This window comes from Stenotrophomonas rhizophila (assembly GCF_003751305.1).
Classification (GTDB): domain Bacteria; phylum Pseudomonadota; class Gammaproteobacteria; order Xanthomonadales; family Xanthomonadaceae; genus Stenotrophomonas; species Stenotrophomonas rhizophila_B.
This window is the reverse complement of sequence record NZ_RJKV01000002.1, coordinates 1,248,151-1,267,407: the sequence shown is the minus strand read 5'-3', so window position 1 is coordinate 1,267,407 and position 19,257 is coordinate 1,248,151. Positions and strand designations below refer to the sequence as shown.

General features: G+C 62.1%; 23 protein-coding genes and 1 tRNA gene. 5 read left to right on the top strand and 19 right to left on the bottom strand.

Translation table 11 applies throughout. The features are described from left to right. Nucleotides 1-55: 55 nt before the first annotated feature. The 4 genes from EDF74_RS14140 to EDF74_RS14125 all read right to left on the bottom strand — a co-directional run bounded on the left by EDF74_RS14140 (nt 56) and on the right by EDF74_RS14125 (nt 3,251). Nucleotides 56-1,102, bottom strand: coding sequence for a FecR family protein (locus EDF74_RS14140; RefSeq protein ID WP_221180348.1), 1,047 nt, complete (start codon nt 1,100-1,102; stop codon nt 56-58). 5 nt (nt 1,103-1,107) lie between these two features. Then, nucleotides 1,108-1,632 (bottom strand): RNA polymerase sigma factor, encoded by a 525-nt coding sequence (locus tag EDF74_RS14135; protein ID WP_184997243.1) that lies wholly within the window; start codon nt 1,630-1,632, stop codon nt 1,108-1,110. A 125-nt stretch (nt 1,633-1,757) separates the two neighbouring features. Continuing rightward, nucleotides 1,758-2,603, bottom strand: a complete 846-nt coding sequence (gene panB / locus EDF74_RS14130; protein WP_123730667.1) for a 3-methyl-2-oxobutanoate hydroxymethyltransferase — start codon at nt 2,601-2,603, stop codon at nt 1,758-1,760. Nucleotides 2,604-2,633: 30 nt separating this feature from the next. Continuing rightward, on the bottom strand, nt 2,634-3,251 hold the full coding sequence (locus EDF74_RS14125; protein ID WP_123730666.1) for a LysE family translocator: 618 nt from the start codon (nt 3,249-3,251) through the stop codon (nt 2,634-2,636). Nucleotides 3,252-3,370: 119 nt separating this feature from the next. On the opposite strand from EDF74_RS14125, the gene EDF74_RS14120 reads away from it, so the two are divergent. Then, entirely contained in the window at nt 3,371-3,832 is a 462-nt protein-coding gene (locus tag EDF74_RS14120) for an Lrp/AsnC family transcriptional regulator (RefSeq protein ID WP_123730665.1), read from the top strand. A gap of 133 nt (nt 3,833-3,965) precedes the next feature. Here EDF74_RS14120 and EDF74_RS14115 read toward each other — a convergent pair whose 3' ends face one another. Together EDF74_RS14115 and EDF74_RS14105 are read right to left on the bottom strand one after the other, a co-directional pair. Beyond that, the gene (locus tag EDF74_RS14115; RefSeq protein ID WP_221180346.1) at nt 3,966-4,397 is read right to left on the bottom strand and encodes a GNAT family N-acetyltransferase; all 432 of its coding nucleotides are present in this window, start codon (nt 4,395-4,397) and stop codon (nt 3,966-3,968) included. Between the two features lie 619 nt (nt 4,398-5,016). Then, nucleotides 5,017-5,313 carry a hypothetical protein gene (locus tag EDF74_RS14105; protein ID WP_123730663.1) on the bottom strand — a complete coding sequence of 99 codons (297 nt, stop codon included), beginning with the start codon at nt 5,311-5,313 and terminating at the stop codon, nt 5,017-5,019. A gap of 837 nt (nt 5,314-6,150) precedes the next feature. Here EDF74_RS14105 and EDF74_RS18135 point away from each other — a divergent pair. Next, nucleotides 6,151-6,672 (top strand): hypothetical protein, encoded by a 522-nt coding sequence (locus tag EDF74_RS18135; protein WP_148045957.1) that lies wholly within the window; start codon nt 6,151-6,153, stop codon nt 6,670-6,672. Between the two features lie 383 nt (nt 6,673-7,055). Here EDF74_RS18135 and EDF74_RS18360 read toward each other — a convergent pair whose 3' ends face one another. Then, nucleotides 7,056-7,190, bottom strand: coding sequence for a hypothetical protein (locus tag EDF74_RS18360; RefSeq protein ID WP_260232262.1), 135 nt, complete (start codon nt 7,188-7,190; stop codon nt 7,056-7,058). Nucleotides 7,191-7,684: 494 nt separating this feature from the next. On the opposite strand from EDF74_RS18360, the gene EDF74_RS14085 reads away from it, so the two are divergent. Continuing rightward, nucleotides 7,685-7,909: a hypothetical protein gene (locus EDF74_RS14085; protein ID WP_123730661.1), complete on the top strand. Its 225-nt coding sequence runs from the start codon at nt 7,685-7,687 to the stop codon at nt 7,907-7,909. A 2-nt stretch (nt 7,910-7,911) separates the two neighbouring features. On the opposite strand, the gene EDF74_RS14080 is transcribed toward EDF74_RS14085, so the two are convergent. Further along, on the bottom strand, nt 7,912-8,532 hold the full coding sequence (locus EDF74_RS14080; RefSeq protein ID WP_148045956.1) for a hypothetical protein: 621 nt from the start codon (nt 8,530-8,532) through the stop codon (nt 7,912-7,914). A 133-nt stretch (nt 8,533-8,665) separates the two neighbouring features. Between EDF74_RS14080 and EDF74_RS14075 the strand changes: the two genes are divergently transcribed. Next, entirely contained in the window at nt 8,666-8,863 is a 198-nt protein-coding gene (locus tag EDF74_RS14075; protein ID WP_123730659.1) for a helix-turn-helix domain-containing protein, read from the top strand. After that, the gene (locus EDF74_RS14070) at nt 8,812-9,984 is read left to right on the top strand and encodes a tyrosine-type recombinase/integrase (protein WP_123730658.1); all 1,173 of its coding nucleotides are present in this window, start codon (nt 8,812-8,814) and stop codon (nt 9,982-9,984) included. The genes EDF74_RS14075 and EDF74_RS14070 overlap by 52 nt, the downstream gene beginning before the upstream one ends. Nucleotides 9,985-10,387: 403 nt before the next feature. On the opposite strand, the gene EDF74_RS14060 is transcribed toward EDF74_RS14070, so the two are convergent. From EDF74_RS14060 to infC, 11 genes are all read right to left on the bottom strand, one after another. Next, entirely contained in the window at nt 10,388-11,545 is a 1,158-nt protein-coding gene (locus EDF74_RS14060) for a DGQHR domain-containing protein (protein WP_123730656.1), read from the bottom strand. Next, nucleotides 11,545-12,123, bottom strand: coding sequence for a hypothetical protein (locus tag EDF74_RS14055; protein WP_123730655.1), 579 nt, complete (start codon nt 12,121-12,123; stop codon nt 11,545-11,547). The genes EDF74_RS14060 and EDF74_RS14055 overlap by 1 nt, the downstream gene beginning before the upstream one ends. A 10-nt stretch (nt 12,124-12,133) precedes the next feature. Continuing rightward, nucleotides 12,134-12,970, bottom strand: a complete 837-nt coding sequence (locus EDF74_RS14050; RefSeq protein ID WP_123730654.1) for a DNA adenine methylase — start codon at nt 12,968-12,970, stop codon at nt 12,134-12,136. Nucleotides 12,971-13,197: 227 nt separating this feature from the next. After that, nucleotides 13,198-13,274 (bottom strand) — tRNA-Pro (locus EDF74_RS14045). Between the two features lie 67 nt (nt 13,275-13,341). Further along, the gene (locus tag EDF74_RS14040; RefSeq protein ID WP_019182707.1) at nt 13,342-13,698 is read right to left on the bottom strand and encodes a MerR family transcriptional regulator; all 357 of its coding nucleotides are present in this window, start codon (nt 13,696-13,698) and stop codon (nt 13,342-13,344) included. After that, nucleotides 13,679-13,978, bottom strand: coding sequence for an integration host factor subunit alpha (locus EDF74_RS14035; RefSeq protein ID WP_005410432.1), 300 nt, complete (start codon nt 13,976-13,978; stop codon nt 13,679-13,681). The genes EDF74_RS14040 and EDF74_RS14035 overlap by 20 nt, the downstream gene beginning before the upstream one ends. A 26-nt stretch (nt 13,979-14,004) precedes the next feature. Further along, nucleotides 14,005-16,386 (bottom strand): phenylalanine--tRNA ligase subunit beta, encoded by a 2,382-nt coding sequence (pheT, locus tag EDF74_RS14030; RefSeq protein ID WP_123730653.1) that lies wholly within the window; start codon nt 16,384-16,386, stop codon nt 14,005-14,007. Nucleotides 16,387-16,479: 93 nt separating this feature from the next. After that, nucleotides 16,480-17,475, bottom strand: coding sequence for a phenylalanine--tRNA ligase subunit alpha (locus EDF74_RS14025; protein ID WP_123730652.1), 996 nt, complete (start codon nt 17,473-17,475; stop codon nt 16,480-16,482). A gap of 195 nt (nt 17,476-17,670) precedes the next feature. Beyond that, nucleotides 17,671-18,030, bottom strand: a complete 360-nt coding sequence (rplT, locus tag EDF74_RS14020; RefSeq protein WP_017355264.1) for a 50S ribosomal protein L20 — start codon at nt 18,028-18,030, stop codon at nt 17,671-17,673. 10 nt (nt 18,031-18,040) lie between these two features. After that, on the bottom strand, nt 18,041-18,238 hold the full coding sequence (gene rpmI / locus EDF74_RS14015; protein ID WP_017355265.1) for a 50S ribosomal protein L35: 198 nt from the start codon (nt 18,236-18,238) through the stop codon (nt 18,041-18,043). 436 nt (nt 18,239-18,674) lie between these two features. Beyond that, nucleotides 18,675-19,214, bottom strand: coding sequence for a translation initiation factor IF-3 (gene infC / locus EDF74_RS14010; protein WP_172838068.1), 540 nt, complete (start codon nt 19,212-19,214; stop codon nt 18,675-18,677). Nucleotides 19,215-19,257: the final 43 nt, after the last annotated feature.

Below are 19,257 nucleotides of genomic sequence, written 5' to 3'. Positions count from 1 at the left end.
ATTTTTTTTGACAGCCGTTCGGCGTGCGCCGCGCGATGAGCCGCGGATAGCGCAATTACTGTTGTTCCGCGCTGGTTTCCGCCGCCGATCGGCTGCTCACGTGGATCTGCTTGTCGACCACGCGTGTGCGCAGCGATGGCTGCTCATCGAGGAAGGTGCGAAGCGATGCAAGATCGTCGCCACGCAGGTTGCCGGTCAGTCGCAGTGCCCCGGCGACATCGTCATCCACCTTAAGGCGCACGCGGTTGAGCCGGTTGAACTGCTCGGCCACCTCGCGCAGCGGTTCGTCCTGGAACACGACGCGTCGTCGCCACCACGCGGTCATCGTGTCGGTGTGCTGCTGGCGGAGGCTGACGGTCTGATCGTGGTAGTCGATGTGGGCACTCTGGCCTGCGCGAAGATCGGCGAGCAGCCGGCCCTGGCCCGAGTCGCCGCGGATCTGCACGCTGCCCTCGGCCACCTCGATCCGCGCCTGCTCGCGCCGCAGCGACACGTCGAACGTCGTGCCTATATCGCGCACCTCCAGACCGGCCGCATGCACGGCAAAGGGACGGCGTTCCTCGGCCACCACAAAGCTCGCCTGCCCGCGCGACAGCTCCACGCGGCGGCTCAACAAGGTGAAGCGGATCGACAGTTCACTTTCCGCGTTCAGATGCACCACGGTGTGATCGGGCAGCGCGAAGCTGCGCGGCGCGCCGTGCGCCGCCACGTAGTGACGTGTCTGTGGCCAGGCCAGGTGGCCGACAACCCCTATACCCAGCAGCAACGCGGCAGCGGCAGCGATACCCGGCAGGTGGCGGCGTGATGCGCGCGATGCCACGGGCGGCGGAGGTCGCCGCCGCACCGGCAGCGCCACCACGTTGTCGTCGGCTGCCGGTGGCCCTGCAGCGATCAGCGCATCCAGGTCCACCGCCATGCCGCGCAGCGCATCGCTGAGCTCGCTGGCAACCCGGCTGACCGTAATGTACTCGCGCAGATGCGCCGGTGAGGTCACCAGCCACTTCATGAACTGGCGTTGCTGCTCGGGGGTCACCCCGCCCTGGCGCTGCAGCGCATGCCAGTGCGCGGCCTCGTTGGCGAGGGACGGGCGTGGGGCGGGCATCTCGCTCACCACGCCTCCGCATGACCGGCCAGCGCACGGCGACACACGGACAGCCCGCGCACCACATGCTTCTTGACCATGTGCGAGGACACGCCGAGCCGCTCGGCGATCTCCTTGTAGCTGAGCCCATCGCGATACTGCATCACCAGCACAGCGCGGGTGTGCTCGGGCAAGGTGCCCAGCAACGTCTGCAGGTGCGTGCGGCGTTGTTCACGCTCGGCCGCGTCCTCCACGGTTTCCTCGCCGGTCAACAGCGTGGTGAGGTTCTCAAGATCATCGATGGGCAGCATCGACCAGCGCCGGCGCGCGGCCTGTTCACGTGCGAGATTCTGCGCGACGGTGAACAGGTATGCCTCCGGATTGGCGATCGCCTCGCCTTGATCCTCATGTGCGCGCAGCAGGCGCAGATAGGTCTCCTGCACCATGTCTTCGGCATCCTGACGCGCACCGCGGCGGGTGAAGAATCCCCTCAACACCGGCCCCTGTTCCTGAAACATGCGCGCCAAACGCCGTTTTGCGTGTTCGGCCACGATCCCACCTCACCCCCAGGTGCGGCGAAGGTACGTGGCCCGCATGACGATTCGATGACGCAGGCGACACGGTACCGCCGCGCGGCGATACCGTGGACACGCGCCTCAGGCGGTACGTGCGTCGATCAGAACGTGTGTTCCGGGCCGGGGAACGTGCCTGCCCCCACCTCTTCCGCGAACTCACGCGCGGCCTTCTGAAGCAAGCCGTGCATATCCGCGTACTGCTTCACGAAGCGCGGCAGCTTGCCGGTGCGCAGCCCCGCCATGTCCTGCCAGACCAGCACCTGTGCATCGCAGTCGCTGCCGGCCCCGATGCCCACCGTCGGAATCTTCAGCGCGGCGGTGATCTTTGCAGCAACCGCGCCGGGCACCATTTCCATCAGCACCGCGAAGGCACCTGCGGCCTCCAGCGCGCGCGCTTCCTCGATCAGGCGTGCGCCATCCTCGCCACGACCCTGCACGCGGAAGCCACCGAGCTGGTGCTCGGATTGCGGGGTGAAGCCGATGTGCGCCATCACCGGGATGCCGCAGCTGACCAGCTTGCGCACCTGCGGCACCATTTCGATGCCGCCCTCCAGCTTCACTGCGTGGGCCCCGCCTTCCTTCATGAAACGCACCGCCGTGTGGAAGCACTGCTCCGGCGAGGCCTGATAGGAACCGAACGGCAGATCGGCGATCACCAGCGGCCGCCGCGTGCAGCGGCTCACCGCGCGCACCAGCGGCATCAGCTCATCAACCGTGACCGGCAGCAGCGAGTCGTTGCCGAACACGTTGTTGGACGCCGAGTCGCCGATCAGCAGCACCGGAATGCCAGCGTCTTCGAAGATCGCCGCCGTGTACATGTCGTAGGCAGTGAGCATGGCCCACTTTTCGCCGCGCTCCTTCATCTGCTGCAGATGCGGAATGCGCACGCGCGGTGCGGGGACCGGGGCGCTACCCGGCGTCGCGTAGGGATGGAGCTGTTCGGTCATGCCGAGAATCCTCGTGGGGACAACGTGGGGTCAGAGTGTGCCGGTTCCGCTCAGCAACAGCACAGCGATCAGGATCATGGCGGCGCCCGAGACGCGGCCGACCACGCGTGATGCACGCGGGCGCGTGCGCAGCACGGCACCGGCGCCATACCCGACGGCCAGATAGACCGCCGCGCAGCTGACCAGGTGCACCATGCCCAGCGCGATGATCTGCACAGGCATCGCCCATGCCGCGCTGGCGGAAATGAACTGGGGCAGCAGCGCCAAAAACAACAACAGCACCTTGGGATTGAGCCCGCTGACGCAGGCGCCCTTGACTGCCCAGTGGCGCCATCCCGTCACCGCTCCCGCATCGTCCGCTGCGGCCACCGGCGGATGGCGCAGCAGCCCGATGCCCAGCCACAGCAGGTACAGCGCGCCAAGCACGGTCAGTACGAGCAGCGCGGCAGGCGCCTGGGCGAACAGCGCGCCGACGCCCGCGGCGACCAGCGCGATCGCCAGCAGATGGCCAGACAAGAGCCCGGCCACGGCAGGCACCACCGCCCGCCCGCGCAGGCCGGCAGCGATCGCATGCGCCCAATCCGCACCGGGGGTGAGCACGAAGAGGATCGAAACCGCCCAGAAGGCGATGATGACGCTGGGTTGCATGGGGTCCAAAGGGCGGTCTTGCCGCGATCTGCGTGCCAGACAGAAGAATATTCCCGCGACTCTGGAATGTGCTTCCAAATACTTGCCCTGCGCCGCGTATCAGGAGGAAACTCTTGCGCATGGACATCACTGATCAGCGGATTCTTGCCGAGCTGCAGAAAGACGGGCGCCTCACCGTGACCGAACTGGCCGAGCGCGTCGGCCTGAGCGTCTCGCCCTGCCACCGCCGGGTACGTGCCTTGGAGCAGTCCGGCGCGATCCGCGGCTACCGCGCCGAGCTGGATCCCGCCACCCTGGGCCTGAAGTTCTCGGCCCTGGTGTTCATCACCCTGCGCGACGGCGACCGCCGCGCGGTGGATGCCTTCGAGCATGCCGTCGCCGACGTGCCACAGGTGCTGCAGGCACAGCGCCTGTTCGGCGATCCGGACTACCTGCTGCACGTCATCACCCGCGACTTGGCCGCGTTCCGGCAGCTCTACGACGAACACCTCTCTGCCCTGCCCGGTGTGCAACGGCTCACATCCACCTTGGTGATGAAGGACGTGGTGATTGACCGGCCGCTGCCGTTGCATGGGCATTGAGGCACCCGCATTAACCTTCTGATCGCGAACCTCTGGCTTGCCACGACGCGACCCGCAGCGAAGCCGACGCTGCGCGTAAACGGCAGCTCATCCAGTCGCCTGCATCGACGAGGGCACGCCCGGCCTCGAAGGCTCAACCCTCGTCCGGGGTCATCCTGCAGTAGAACACCAGCTCCGGATCATCGGGGTCGAGGTTGTCGATGTGTCCGCTGGATTCGAAGCCGGTCTGCAGAAGCACCGCCTGCATCTGGGTGTTGGAACGATTGGTCGATGCAAACATCTTGGGGTGTACACAGACGGATTTCAGGTGCTCGATCAGGATCCGGGCCAGCCCTTGGCGACGGCGCGCTGGATCGACCATCACCATCTCGATGAAACCGCAGCCGAAGAAGTGATAGTCGAGTACGCCGTACGCGGCAGCGCGTGCGTCGATGGTGAGCACGTGGCACGCATCCGCGATCCACGCGCGAATCAGCTCAGCGCGTTCCGGCGCCTGTGCGGCGACGCTGTCGATGGCCACGAGCGCCCGCAGGACCTGAATCGTTGCCTGGCGAATCTCGATCACTCGTGTAGTTCGCTGGGCCGCAGGGCGGCGTGCCCTACATTGTCGCCTGTTGCGATGAGTCGCCCGGCGTCATTCCGCCCGCATCACAACTCACCGGGTCGATACAGGCCACTGACAGGCGCAAGCGACTCGTAGTGCGTCTGTTTCCATTCTCCACGACCGCCGCGCCTCGGGGTGCGACCCATTCAAACGTCAGCGCTCTCTGAACCCGCCAGGCAGCTCGTTGATTTGCGAACGACTAGTTTAAAAGACAGCCGGACGGTCAGGCTGTACTTTCCACGTATTAATGAGGTGTAGACATGAAGAAACATAACAGCAAGATCATCGCAGTGGAGCATGTTGAGCGCCGAAACGGTGCCTACTGGTACACGGCGTTCACCGAGAGCAGGGCGATCGAGTACGGGCCATTCGCGGACACTGTTTCGGCGGACGCCCACCACGAAGAAAGTCGTAGGACTGCCTTCGAAAATGGATGGCGCGGCTAATTTTTCGCCATAAAAGCGAAGACCCTGCCAATTGGCGGGGTCTTCCAAGCCGGGTTGGCCGACGGCCAAACCTCGCGATGGTAGGAAATTTACAAGCGAAATCGTTGCCTCTGCAAGACGATGATCTTCCGGCGTCACGCTGCGCGCGGTTGCTCCGCCCAGTCCGCATTGCTGAGCGCCCGGGAGAACCTACGCATCGCCACCTCACCAGCTTGGTGCAGCTCAGCGAGCAGCCACTCATACACTGGCTTCCATCGTCGCGTGTCCGCCGACGAATCGGTCCCCATTGCCAGAGCGCGGCGGCGATCCGTGATCGGCTCGATGCTGGTAGTTCTGCATTCAGGGCATACCTTGTCGCTCACCAGTCCGGCTCCCTTGGAGTTCGGGCAGAGGTTGCCGCTGGCCAGCTCCAGCACCACGGCGTCGACCATGCGGCAGAGGTGCTGATAGATATTCTTCGGCCAGGCCTGCGCGTGCCAGCACCACCGCAGCCTCCCGATCCCGAAGGATCCGTCGCTGGGCGTCGGACATGCTGCGTCGGCTGAGGCTGATCATCTCCTTGGAGAAGCTCAGATCATCCTCGGCCTCTGCCAGCGCCCGCGCGCGACGGGAGCCCGAGCTGGGCTCGCAGCTGCTGGGCCGCCAGCTTCACGTCCTGCCGCCATGGCCGGACCTTCTTGGAAGACTCAGCGAGGATGGCCCGGCCTCTCTTGGCCAGCCCCTTGAACGACTTGCTTCCCTGCGGCGCCGGCGAGCCATAGACCACGATCCGGATGATCATGCGGCCACTTGGATCAGGCCCATCCGCCACAAGGCCAGCATCGTGCGCTCGTGTCCGCGCAGCCAGATCTCGACCTTCTCCTCTCGGGTGAAGCGCCGTCCCTAGTCCAGCTCGCGATGGCACCTTCGGCAAGCGCTGGCCACGAAACAGTCGTGTGGCTTGAGGCCGCCGCCCTTGCCGTGCCGGCTCTGGTTGCTGTGCGCGGACTCACCAAAACCGCCTTGTCAGCAATCCTCGATCTGGAAGGTGCACTCGACCTGATAAACCAGATCCAGCAACGCCCGGTCGCGATAGTTCTTGTGCACCAGGCGTGCCCCCCGCATACAATCACGCCACCAACCACAAGGGATGTGATATGGCTGATCCGGTCACTTATTGCAGCTGGTTCTACAGCTCGTTTTGCGTCACTCAAAGCGAATGGGCAACGTGGACTCAAGCGGGCCTTACGTTTGCAACTTTCGCGATCGCACTCGTTAGGCAGGAGTACGTGAGCAAGAAAGCCGCGAATGAAAAGACAGAAGCAGAAGCCAAGCTGACTGCAGAGCGCGAAGCTCATTCTGAAGCTATGAAGATAGCCGCTGCACGCCAATTCGCACAGGCGAGGCAGTCCGAGAAACTTCGTGCACGCGCAGTTGCCATCTCTATCAAACCGCAACTCAGTAAGTTTGAGTCAGCCCTTGTCGGACTTAGCGAAGGCGATGTAAGTGACACACCAGGCGAAGCGTTCGCCTTCCTTGCTGACTACCTTGAACTTCGAAATCGCCCCATAGACGCGCTTGATCTGCTGCAGGCATCCGACAATGTCCTTGCTACCGTTCATTATGCGAACACCATTTATATGTACTTGGATGCGCGGAAATCTCTCAGTGCATTTCAAGCGGATGATTTCGCATTCCTGCATAAATTTGCAGTGGAACAACTGCCTTTTATTAAGGTTGCCCAAGAAGCGCTTGATAGCCTTATTTTTCGAAAGCCAGCTCACCCCACCGTAGATCGCGCCGCCTCCTGAGAGTCACGCGGGTTGTGGCCCAAGCCCAACAGAACCGTGTCCGACCAGCGCACCGGCCGAGCACGCATGCCCTGCTCTTCCGAGTGGTCGCTGATATGCACGAGCACGGTGATAGCGTCGCACGAGCGCCTTCGTCAGCTTCAGTCTGGATCCGCAGAGCATGGTGTGACCAAGGGCGCCCTGCCCCCGGTCAATCGGCCGGCATCAGGCGCCAGCCCAGCATCGTGCCGGCCACCATGTGGCACCAGTCGTCCTTGGTCAGGCGCTGCCGTGCCAGGACGATCCCGCGGCCAGGTCGACGCAAATAGCATTGAGCATGCGCTGCTCCTTGGGGGTCATCATCTCCTCGCCGCGCTCCTACCAGTCGGCCGGCTTCAGCGTGGTTATGCCACGACTCCCATTTTCAATTCGTAGTACCCCTGATCCCAGCCGGCCTCCCATTCCTTGCGCCGCAGGCGGCCGGGCTCGCCCATCTCGAACAACGGCAAGGCACTGCGCGGCTTGTGCGCCTCGCGCATTTAGCGGCCTGCTTGACGCGCCCGGCGCAGCAGTTTCTTGTCGACCGCAGGCTGCCTGCCGCACCTCCGGCGTCTCTACAGCAGCAGCGGCCGGTTCATCCGCGGCGATCGCCACGTTGAGCTCGCACGCGATATCATCCATGTGCTTGGCGACCTTCTCGCGCATCGCCAGCACGGCCTCACGCACCCTAGCCCGCGATCTCGGCCACCGGTGCCGCCGGCAGCTCGCCGCCGCGCATCACGAATTCCTTTGTCTGTTTGTAGGCCGCCGGCAGCAGTTCGCCAGCCTTCTAGGCGCTCGCCAGGCGGTAGCGGTGCCCCTCCAGGTAGTGCCAGACCAGCCTGGTGAAACCGTCCTGTTGGCGGGCATCTGGGCGCACGGCGTCGAACGGCGGTATTCCCAGGCACATCATCCGGAACTGAGGCAGCGTCGGCGGCCATAGTTCCGCAGTTGCGATACAGGCTGCCAGCCCGTCAGCGAGCTGCCGAGCGCCATGAGCAACCAGCAGTCGAATCGCTTCACCAAGATGGTACTGTCCGGAATCGTTGTCTATCGTCTCTTCCTTCGGGACCATACAGGCGCGGTGCACTTCGTCGGCCTGAACTTTTACCGCCGCGACACTCGCCGGGACATGGCGATCGCGCTTCGCGCTGCCTGCCGCCGCCTGCGCGATCAGGTGACCGAGATCGACCTGGCGGCCATGGATGTCTCGGCGTGAAGTCAAGCGACGCTTTTATGGCTCGACTTGCTAGAACTCTTCTTCAGCGCCTTCTCTGCGGTGATCACCGCAGTGCGGGCGGAGTTCACGTCAAGCAAGGCATCCAAAAGGGCGCGTCCGACAGAGCTTGTCATCCGGTTCCAATCACGGTCGACAGGCGGGTGAGCGAAATGCTCAGCTCCCATTTGAAACTGCTTGGTTGTCTCAATTGCGATCACGACTTTTGCAGCCAAGTCCAAGTCAACGGCTGGCCACTTGGTGAGATCGACTTCTCGGCCTGTCAGGGCATCGAGGGAACCGTGAAGAACGAGGAAGCGCTGACGCGATTTCCCCTCTCTCTCAAGCATTGCTTTAACTGCCCAAGAACAATCCGTGTCATAAAAAGGGTACTCCTCAGCAATGGCGTTCAGTTGAACCACGGCCGCAATCAAGTCCTTCCTGTATGCCAAAGCAAAAAGCGCGTTCGCCTTTTCCCTCACGAACGCGCGATGAATCATGGGCCCAAAGAGTGCCACCACTACTGCAGCGCAGGTTCCAGCTGCAGCCCAAGCATCCCAATTTACCTCGCATTTCTCACCCAGCGGCCAGCACCGGACAAACGTCCACCACAAGAAATCGCTCATTCCCGCCCCCTATCCCTGTTAGAGCCGATTCTGCCATGAACTGCATCCGCGCCAATAACAGCGCTTACGCAATGCATCTTGGCTTGGTCGCCACAAACGTTCCTGCCAAGGCGGCAAGCATGGGATGCCAGGAATGAAACTACTGACCGCGGATAAATGGCTGCAAAAGTACTTCGACGACACTAGCCGCCCGAGCGTAGCCAAGCTGCAGCGCTGGCTTCGCGACGGCAAGATTCCCGGCAAGAGAGTCGGTGGCACGTGGTTCATCGACGAAGACGAATGGCTTGCCGACGGCGACCTGCTCGTCGAGCGCGTGCTGAAGGCAGGTTGATACGAATAGCACCGCGACCAGGCAGCAAAAGCCGCCAAGGATGGCCGGGAAACCTCTACCCCAACCGGGATGGATTCAAGTACCGACACCCCGTGACCAAGCGGGAGACCTGGATGGGAATGGATAAGATGAAAGCCTTCGCCGCTGCCAAAAAGCTCAATACGCTACTCATGCCCACGAACGACCTCGTGGACCGGGTGATTGGCTCAAAGGACACCGTCGCCGATGCGATCGCAGTGTTCCGCCGGGACGATATCCCTGGGCGCAAGTGGGCCCCGAAGACGGCGGAGGTGTATGAGAGCGTGATCCGTCGCATCGAAGCCGGCATAGGTGCTCGGCCCGTCGAAGGGGTCACGGTCAAGGACTGCGCAGAGTTCATTCGCGCGGTCACGCCCTCCGATCGCGCGCGCCAACAGTTCCGGCTGGTGCTGGGCTGGATCCTCGGCTGCGCCGTGCAGGAAGGCTGGATCGACACCAACCCGGTCCTGGCAACACGCCGGTTCCAACACGAGCGAAAACGCGCGCGTCTGACGAAGGAGGTGTATGCGGCGAACTGGGACCAAGCTGAGCCGTGGCTCCGGCTGGCGATGGACCTATCGCTGGTGACGCTGCTGCGCCGCGACGACGTAGTCTCGCTGAAGTTCTCCGACGTGCGCGATGGCTTCCTGTGGGTAGTCCCGCAGAAGACCGAGGGCAGCACACTGGTGAAGTTGAAGATCAGGATCGGTGACGAGCTGGCCAAGCTGCTCGCCCAGGCACGCGACACCGTGCTATCGCCATACGTGGTGCATCGCCTGCCCGATCGCGCGCGTCCATCGGACAAGCGCGCCGCAGCGCGCCAGCACCACACCCAGGTTATGCCGGAGCAATTGACCCGTGCATTCCAAGACGCGCGCGAGGCCGCGGGGGTGTGCGGCGACAACCCACCGAGCTTCCACGAAATTCGGAGCTTAGGCGGCGCCATGGTGAGCGAATCGGGGTCGACAATTGAACAGGTTCAAGGCCTCATGGGCCACTCATCCGCAACTATGACTGAGCATTATTTGGAAGGACACGACATTCCATGGCAGGAAGTTCAGCCAGGGAAAGTGCTCGTGCGTCAAATTCCTTACGACAAATAAGAGAGCAGCGGGCTCCAACCATCAGTCCCTCATGGCGGGAAATAGGCCGACATATAGCGACTGCACCTGCTGCCGGCTCGGGCCTAGACGAGGACCCAAACTCCAGGCGGTGACACGGCGACGGGCTGCATGATGCCTTTCACACGCAGACGATTCGCTGCCCAGCGCATGTCATATTGCCATGTGTAGAAGAGATCGCCCGAAGAGCGCAAATCGCCCTCATGAACGCGCCAAATCTCTTTTGCGACATCTGTGAGAGATCCACGCCTCCCTAGATGAGTAAGAGCGTTCTGAACCCAACCTTGCAGATCGTTCTTCGTTGCCACTGACTTCTCCTTTGATGCCTAACGTCCAATCAGCATGGATAAAGGAAACAGAAACGCGCCCGGCCTTTCCTTCCCGCCTAAAGCTCCTCGGCGCCACCGCCCCGCAAGCCCAGTTCCAGAGCCATTCTCTTAAAGAGGGCAGTCTCCCCGCCCGTGCCAGGAACAAAATCATCTTTATTGAAATCCGAATCCTTCAACTTGCTCCTACCCAAATACTCTGAGAATTTCTTCTGAGATATCACAGGAAAGTCATGATCAGGGCGAGGCCTTTCCTTCAGGTAAATCAACTTGAGCAACCTCATCAGCGCTCTAAACCCATTGGTCCGAGGCAGTATTTGGCCAGCTTCACGCGTTTTCCACGCAGCTTCCCACTTCAGTGAAACCGCCATGAAGTAGTTGACCAAAATTTGAGCGATCTCGGTATCTCTCTCATCAACCCAAAGAAAACGCCACGGAGTCTTCTGATAGGACGAGTCGTCCGCCTTCACTTTTCGACCCTTTGCTAACGCGTACCTATCCTCTTCCGGACGCGAACTGATGAAGGGCAAAAGCGAACCAACAAAAGTTGCTTGCGCTAGCGTCTCGCTACCTTGCGTGCGACCAGGGGTTGCAGTTCCGAGACGCTTGATCATCTCGTGAAATGGCCCGCCCTCAAGCTTATCTAATGCCACCGCTATTTCATGGGCGGTCTTCTGTGGGCTTCTTGCGGCAGCATAGTCGAGCAGATCATAAACAAGACTCTTGTTTACCTTGGTCTGCGCAAGATTGACAGTCGCGAACACGTACGCCTGATCAGCAATGTCGGCATCCACAAAAATAGATACCGGCACATCGAATCTCTTTCGACCCGGAGCTTTCAAGCCTTCAACCCGATGCTGGCCATCTAAAATCTTAGCAACGTCCTTAAGCTCAACAATGCTCCCGTCCTCCAACTCGCCTCCGGTCAGAGTGAGCGTGCCAGTTGCAGGGTCGAAGCGAGCGCATTCCCCTGGCACTGCAAGCACTATGGAAGAGGGAAATGTCGCATCACGAGAGATGACGAACTTTCCAATTTCCTCCACTCGGCCGGGATCTAGCTTGCGCTGGATCCCCACATAGCGATCAAGATCCTTCTCAATTCTACGCATGTCGGAATATGACACTTCGATGAGATCATCTGCCGAAATTACGGCAGAGTAAAACTCTCCGATAGGCTGAACCACCCTGATGGCCGGAACTTTAATTGCGCTAGTCATCAGCCCTCCCCTACCTTAAGTCCGCCGAGAATATCTCCAGCACCATCCGAGGGTTTTGCTGCCGACACCCTCTGCCCAATATCATCAAAGAAGGAACGCTGAAACCAAACAGTAATATACCAAATGCAGACAGCAGCAACGATGCTTATTTTCGCGACTACCTCCACGAATGCTTCGTTGATGGTCTCCCCCGACTTTCCGGCACCATATATATAAAAGCAGCATACGATAATCGAAAACTGAGCGAAGAACAGAACCCAGAACAATAGATTGTACTTTCGCGCCTTCCAATTGTTGATCATTATCCACATCGCAGGCGCAAGGATGGCCAGTATGTAAACAACAATTTCGTATTTATTGATCGACGAAAGTATGATCCTCAAGGCCAATTCAAAGCTAAGCTCTTCGCCCTTCGAGTGAACCATGTAAACAAAAACTGCGAAGAGCAGCGCGCAATTGGAGACAAGAAGCGAAAATCCCACCTCTGCTAACGCCATTACCCATGGCGCGCCAGAGACATACCTAGTGGTCGCCTCCCAACACTTGTCGACCGCTTTCCTTAGCTCTTGTAATTTCATAAGGTCAGACTCAATAGCACCGGATAACTACTTCGTTAAAGCTACCACGGGCCGCGCCGTTTGCCGCGATGACCCCCGCTCGACTCACTCGAAGCTGCTCGTACCCCTGATAAAGGCTATAGATGGATTGATGCGCCGCATTCGTAATCAGCACCTTTGCCCCCCTGGAAACTGCCCTATCGACTGCCTTTCGCAACCTGACTTGGTCTGCCCAGCTAAAAAGGCTCTCGTTGTAATTGACGAAGCCATTGTTATTGTGGGCAACAGTGTACGGAGGATCGATGAAGACGAAGTCCCCCGATTTCGCGGCATCGACTGCCTTTTCGAAGTCAGAGGTCCGGAAGTCGACGTTTTTCATTGCCGATGACAACGCACTAAAATCGTCACTCTCCAAAACGACCGATGTCTTGCTTCCAATAGGCACGTTGAATTTTCCTTGACGATTTACTCGATAAAGGCCGTTCCAACATGTCCGGTTTAGATACAAGAACCGAGCCGCTTGAGTGAGAGGTGATCTAAGTTGCTGCGCTCTAACTCGGTAGTAGTGCTCAGCCGAATGCAGACGCTGATGGCGAGCCAAGAGTTTCGACAACTCGATCGGACAATCGCGTATACAACTGTAGAGATTAATCAGGTCGGAATTGAGATCCGACAAAAGCGCAGCAGCCGGCCTTAAAGCGAAAAACAGAGCGCCCGAGCCCAAAAACGGCTCGATGTACCGCTCGAACCGATCTGGCACAAGATCGAGATGTCTCGCTACAAACCATCTCTTGCCCCCAGCCCACTTGAGCGGGGGGACAAGCAGTGGCGGCCCGACCCCACCAATTTGGACGACTTCCCTATCCATGCGAAATGCAGTTCTCCATCTATGCCGTTAGACGGCCAGTTGACTGGCTGCCAACGGCGCCAGCGTATCAAATTACAAGACGTTAAGATCAACTGCCCACGCCGCAATATGGGTCAGCCGCTGCAGACTGACTACAACCGATAGGGTGGCAGCAGGGTGGTAATAGGGTGAGCAAAGAAAAAAGGCTCGCACGGTTACGTGCAAGCCTTTGATCTCAATACCAACAATGGTCGGGACGGCCGGATTTGAACCGACGACCCTCTGCCCCCCAGGCAGATGCGCTACCAGGCTGCGCTACGCCCCGATGATGCTGGCAATGTCCCCGCCTCTCAGCGGGCCGACGAGTATAACGGGTTTGCGTGAAAAATGGTTCAGCGGCGCAGCAATTGCAGCACTTCTTCCAGTTCCATCCGCGTCTGCTTGATGATCTGGTTGCTCAGCGCCGATTCCTCGCGCGCATCGGCACCTTCCAGGCGCAGGCGCGCGCCGCCGATGGTGTAGCCCTGCTCATAGAGCAGGCCGCGGATCTGGCGCACCATCAGCACATCGTGGCGCTGGTAGTAGCGGCGGTTGCCGCGGCGCTTGGCCGGCTCGAGACTGGGGAACTCGGTTTCCCAGTAACGCAGCACATGCGGTTTGACGTCGCACAGTTCGCTGACCTCACCGATGGTGAAGTAGCGCTTGGCCGGTATCGGCGGAAGTTCTCGGTTACTGCCCGGATCCAGCATATGCCTCTACCCTTTCCTTGAGCTTCTGGCCCGGACGGAAGGTGACCACCGTACGGGCGGAAATCGGAATTTCCTCACCGGTCTTGGGGTTGCGACCCGGGCGCTGGTTCTTGCGCCGCAGGTCGAAATTCCCGAAGCCGGACAGCTTCACCTGACGTCCCTGTTCCAATGCTTCCCGCAGCACATCGAAGAACGCGTCGACAAATTCCTTGGCTTCGCGCTTGTTCAGACCGACTTCGTCGAACAGCTTCTCGGCCATCTCCGCCTTGGTCAATGCCATTGCCTGCTATCCCCCATGCTTCCCGCTCAACCGCGGATCCGGGCGTGATGTTCACGCTCCATGGCAGAGACCGCCTCGGCCACCACCGCATCCACGTCGCGGTCCGTCAGAGTGCGCGACTTGTCCTGCAAAATCAAGCCCATAGCGAGACTCTTGAACCCCGGCTCGACCCCCTGGCCGACGTACCGGTCGAACAGGGTGACCTCGCGCAGGAGCGGCCCGACGGCGCGGCGCAGGGTGGCTTCCAGGTCGGCCCAGGCCGCGGCCTCGGGCACCAGGAAGGCCAGATCGCGGCGCATCGAGGGGAAGCGCGACAGCTCGGTCGCGCGCGGCAGCGCGCGGGCGGCCAACGGCGCCAGGTCCAACTCGAAGGCGAACACGTCCACGTCGATATCCATGGACTTGGCCAGGCGCGGGTGGATCTGGCCGATCCAGCCCAGGCTGACGCCGTCACGGGAGACCTCGGCCGACCGTGCCGGGTGACCATACGGACGCTGCGACGGCGTGAACGCCAGCTCGGCGCCACTGGCTGCGGCCAGCGATTCCAGGTCGCCCTTGAGGTCGTGGAAATCGACCTTGCGGGTCGGCAGACCCCACTGCTGGGTGTCGGCATCGCCACAGATCGCGGCGGCCACGCGCTGGGTTTCCAGCGGCGCGGGCTGGCCTTCGCCGGCCTGCTGATGGAATACGCGGCCCAGTTCGAACAGGCGCACGCGGCCCAGCTGGCGGGCGGCATTGCGGCCCAGGGTGGCGACCAGGCCCGGCAGCAGCGACGGGCGCATCACCGCCAGTTCTGCGGAGAGCGGATTGGCCAGCGCTACCAGGCCCTCGTCCAGCTGCCACTGTGCAAGCAGCGCGGCATCGACGAAGGCGTAGTTGATGGTTTCCTGCAGGTCACGAGCGACCAGCTGGCGACGGACGCTCAGGTCGTCCAGGCGGCTCTCGGTCGGCATCGCCACGCGCGAGGCACCGCCCGGCAGCGTGGTCGGAATCTGCTCGTAGCCGTGGATACGGGCCAGCTCTTCGATCAGGTCTTCTTCGATGGCGATGTCGAAGCGGCGGCTGGGCGCGGTGACCTGCCAACCATCGGCGGTCGCGACCACCTCCATGCCCAGCGCGCGCAGGATGCGCTCCACATCGGCATCGGCGATCTGGATGCCCAGCACGCGCGCGATACGGGCGCGGCGCAGGCCGATGGTGGCGGTCGCGGGCAGGTCAGCCTCACGCACGGCCTCGGTGACCGGCGCGGGGGTGCCGCCGGCCAGGTCCAGAATCAGGCGGGTGGCGTACTCGATCGCCGCGCGCGGCAGCACCGGGTCGACACCGCGTTCGAAGCGGTGGCCGGCATCGGTGTGCAGGCCCAGCTTGCGGCCACGGCCCATGATCGCGGCGGGCGCGAAGTGCGCGGCCTCCAGGAATACGTTCGTGGTGTCGTCGGTGACGCGCGTATCGAAGCCGCCCATCAGGCCGGCCAGCGCAATCGGGCGGTCCGCATCGGTGACGAGCAGGAAGCTGTCGTCCAGCGCGGCATCGCGACCGTCGAGCAGTTTCAGGGTTTCACCCGTGCGCGAACGGCGCACGCCGATGCTGCCCTGCAGGGTGCCGAGATCGAAAGCATGCATCGGCTGGCCGAGTTCCAGCATCACGTACTGGGTGACGTCCACCAGCAGCGACACCGGGCGCACGCCACTGCGGCGCAGGCGCTCGGCCATCCACAACGGGGTGGCGGCGCGGGCGTTGACGCCCTCGATCACGCGGCCGACGTAACGCGGGGCTTCGGCACCGGCGTCCAGCTGGACCGTCAGCTCGCGCGTGCCCACGGCGGCGACCGGCGCGGCATCGAACGGCACCACTTCACTGGCGCACGCGGCGGCCACGTCGAAGGCGATGCCGCGGATGCTGAAGCAATCGGCGCGGTTCGGGGTCAGCTTGATCTCGATACTGGCGTCGGGCAGGCCGAGGTACTCCACCAGGGTCTGGCCGACCGGCGCATCGTCCGGCAGTTCGAACAGGCCGGAGGCATCGGTGTCCAGGCCCAGTTCCTTGGCCGAACACAGCATGCCGTTGGAGTCCACGCCACGCAGCTTGGCCGGCTTGATCTTCAGATCGCCGATCTGCGCGCCGACCATCGCCAGCGGCGCGACCAGACCCGGGCGCGCGTTCGGCGCGCCACAGACGATCTGCAGGTGCTCGCCCTGCCCCGCATCGACCTGGCAGATCTGCAGGCGGTCGGCTTCGGGATGGCGTTCGGCGGAAATGATCTTCGCCACGACCACATGCTGCAGGCCATCGCCCAGCGCATCGACCTCTTCCACTTCCAGACCGATCGCGGTCAGCACCGCGCTGAGTTCATCGCGCGAGACGGTGGTCGGGACGTGGCTGCGCAGCCAGTTTTCAGAGAATTTCATGGTGTCACCCTGGTGGACCCGGCGCAGGCGCCTGGGCCGTGATGGTCTTGAATCCTGTCCAGCCGGGCATGGCCCGGCGCTACGCTGACGCGCTTACGCGAACTGCTTCAGGAACCGCACGTCGTTTTCGAAGAATGCGCGCAGGTCGTTGACGCCGTAACGCAGCATCGCAAAGCGCTCCACGCCCAGGCCGAAGGCGAAGCCGGTATAGCGCTCCGGATCGATGCCGACGCTGCGCAGCACGTTCGGGTGGACCATGCCGCAGCCGAGCACTTCCAGCCAGCGGGTGCTGCCGTCGGGCTGCTGCCAGGCGATGTCCACTTCCGCGCCGGGTTCCACGAAGGGGAAGTAGCTGGGACGGAAACGCATCTCGAAATCGCGCTCGAAGAACGCGCGCACGAACTCGGACAGCGTGCCCTTGAGATCGGCGAACGTGGAGTGCTCGTCGACCAGCAGGCCTTCGACCTGGTGGAACATCGGCGAATGGGTCTGGTCGCTGTCGCTGCGGTACACCTTGCCGGCCGCGATCATGCGCAGCGGCGGGGCGTGCTCGCCCATGTAGCGCACCTGCACCCCGGAGGTATGCGTGCGCAGCAGGCGGCCATCGCCGAAATAGAAGGTGTCGTGCATCGCGCGCGCCGGGTGGTGCGGCGGGAAGTTCAGCGCTTCGAAGTTGTGCCAATCGTCTTCGATTTCCGGGCCTTCGGAGAGCTCGTAACCGAGGCGGCCGAAGATCTCGGTGATGCGCTCCAGGGTACGGGTCACCGGGTGCAGGCCACCGCGCTCATCGCGACGGCCCGGCAGGGTGATGTCGATCGCTTCGGCGGCCAGGCGCGCGTCCAGCGCAGCGTCTTCCAGCACGGCCTTGCGATCCCCCAGCGCGCTGCTCAGCGCGTCACGGGCACGGTTGATGGCTTCGCCGGCGGCTTTGCGCTCATCGGCTGGCAGGCCACCGAGCTGCTTGAGCTGGGCGGTGATGCTGCCGTTCTTGCCCAGCAGGGCCACGCGCAGGGCTTCCAGCGCATCGGGGCTCTGGGCAGCGGCCACGTCGGCCAGTGCCTGCGTGGTCAGGGATTGGATGTCACTCATGGATAGCCGGAGCCTCGCGTCGGTATGCCATCGCGATGCGCGTCGGGCCGACCCCCGTCGCCACCGCTGTCGATCGATGGCACCGGGAGCGCCACCGCCAACACAAAAAAGAATGGGGAAGGACTTGCGCCCTTCCCCATGCATTTGCCTTACCCACAGCCGTTGCGCGTGAACGGCAACGGCAGGGGAATGGACTTATGCCGCCAGTGCGCCCTTGGCCTTTTCGGCCAGTGCAGCAAAACCAGCTGCGTCGTGCACGGCGATGTCAGCCAGAACCTTACGGTCCAGGGTGATGCCGGACTTGAGCAGGCCGTTCATGAAACGGCTGTAGCTCAGGCCGTTGATGCGGGCAGCCGCGTTGATGCGGGTGATCCACAGCGAACGGAAGTTGCGCTTCTTCTGCTTACGACCGATGTAGGCGTACTGCTGTGCCTTGATCACGGCCTGCTTGGCAACGCGGAAGACCTTGCGGCGAGCGTTGTAGTAACCCTTCGCCAGGGTCAGAATTTTCTTGTGGCGGCGACGCGCCTGTACGCCACGCTTTACTCGTGCCATGGGTCAGTCCTCAGAGGTAGGGAAGCATACGGTTCAAACGGCCTGCGTCTTCTGCACGAACATGGTTCGTCTGACGCAGATTGCGCTTCCGCTTGGTCGACTTCTTCGTGAGGATGTGGCTACGGTTGGCGTGGCCAGCCTTGAACTTGCCGGACGCGGTCTTGCGGAAGCGCTTGGCCGCCGCCCGGTTGGTCTTGATCTTGGGCATTGCTATGTCCTTGATGATGTTTTGTCACTGACCAGGGCGGTGGCATTGCCACACTTTCCGTCCGTGCCCTTGCCTGCTTGTAAGCCCGGGATCCCCTATGGGAACCAGGCCGGTCCTGTTTGCCGTTGAAACAGCGTGCCTTTATGGGGCGGGAAACCGTTCAAAACAGCACCCCCGCAAAACGGGGCCGCCCATTATGCCCGTGAATCCAGGCAGTTGCAAACGCTTGATTGGGCGGGTGTTTACCGGTGCCGGCAGGCGTGGAACGCCTGCCGGACGGGACGCAGAGGCTGCGGCCACGGCAAACGGCAGCAGGCGCCTGAAAAGGCGCCCGTGCCTTGTAACGCGAATCTGAAGCACTCGACGCCGGCGGCGCCGGCAGCCGGGCATGGCCCGGCTCTACGCCCCGCCCGTCCGGGCTGGGGCCGATGGCCGGTTACTTCTTCTTCGGCGCGATCATCATCACCATCTGCCGGCCTTCAAGGCGCGGACGGGACTCGATCACGATGTCCTCGCCCAGATCACCTTCGATCCGGCTGGCCATCTCGCGACCCAGTTCCTGATGGCTCATTTCACGGCCACGGAAGCGGATGTTGACCTTGATCTTGTCGCCCTCTTCCAGGAAACCGCGCATCTTGCGCAGCTTGATCTGGTAATCACCTTCGTCGGTGACCGGGCGGAACTTCACTTCCTTGATCTCGACCTGCTTGGTCTTCTTCTTGGCCTCGTTGGCCTTCTTCTGCGCTTCGAACTTGAACTTGCCGAAGTCCATGATCTTGCACACCGGCGGATCAGCCTGCGGCTGAATCTCGACCAGGTCCAGACCTTCGTCTTCGGCCATCGACAGCGCTTCGTCACGCGTCAACACACCAATCATTTCTCCGTCGCTGCCGATCACGCGGACGCGCGGCACCCGGATTTCCTGATTCTTGCGGTTCTGTTTGTTGTCAGGGGTACTGATATTGCAATCTCCCAGAGGAATCAAACCGGCCCATCGCGGAGCATCCGCAGGGCCGGGA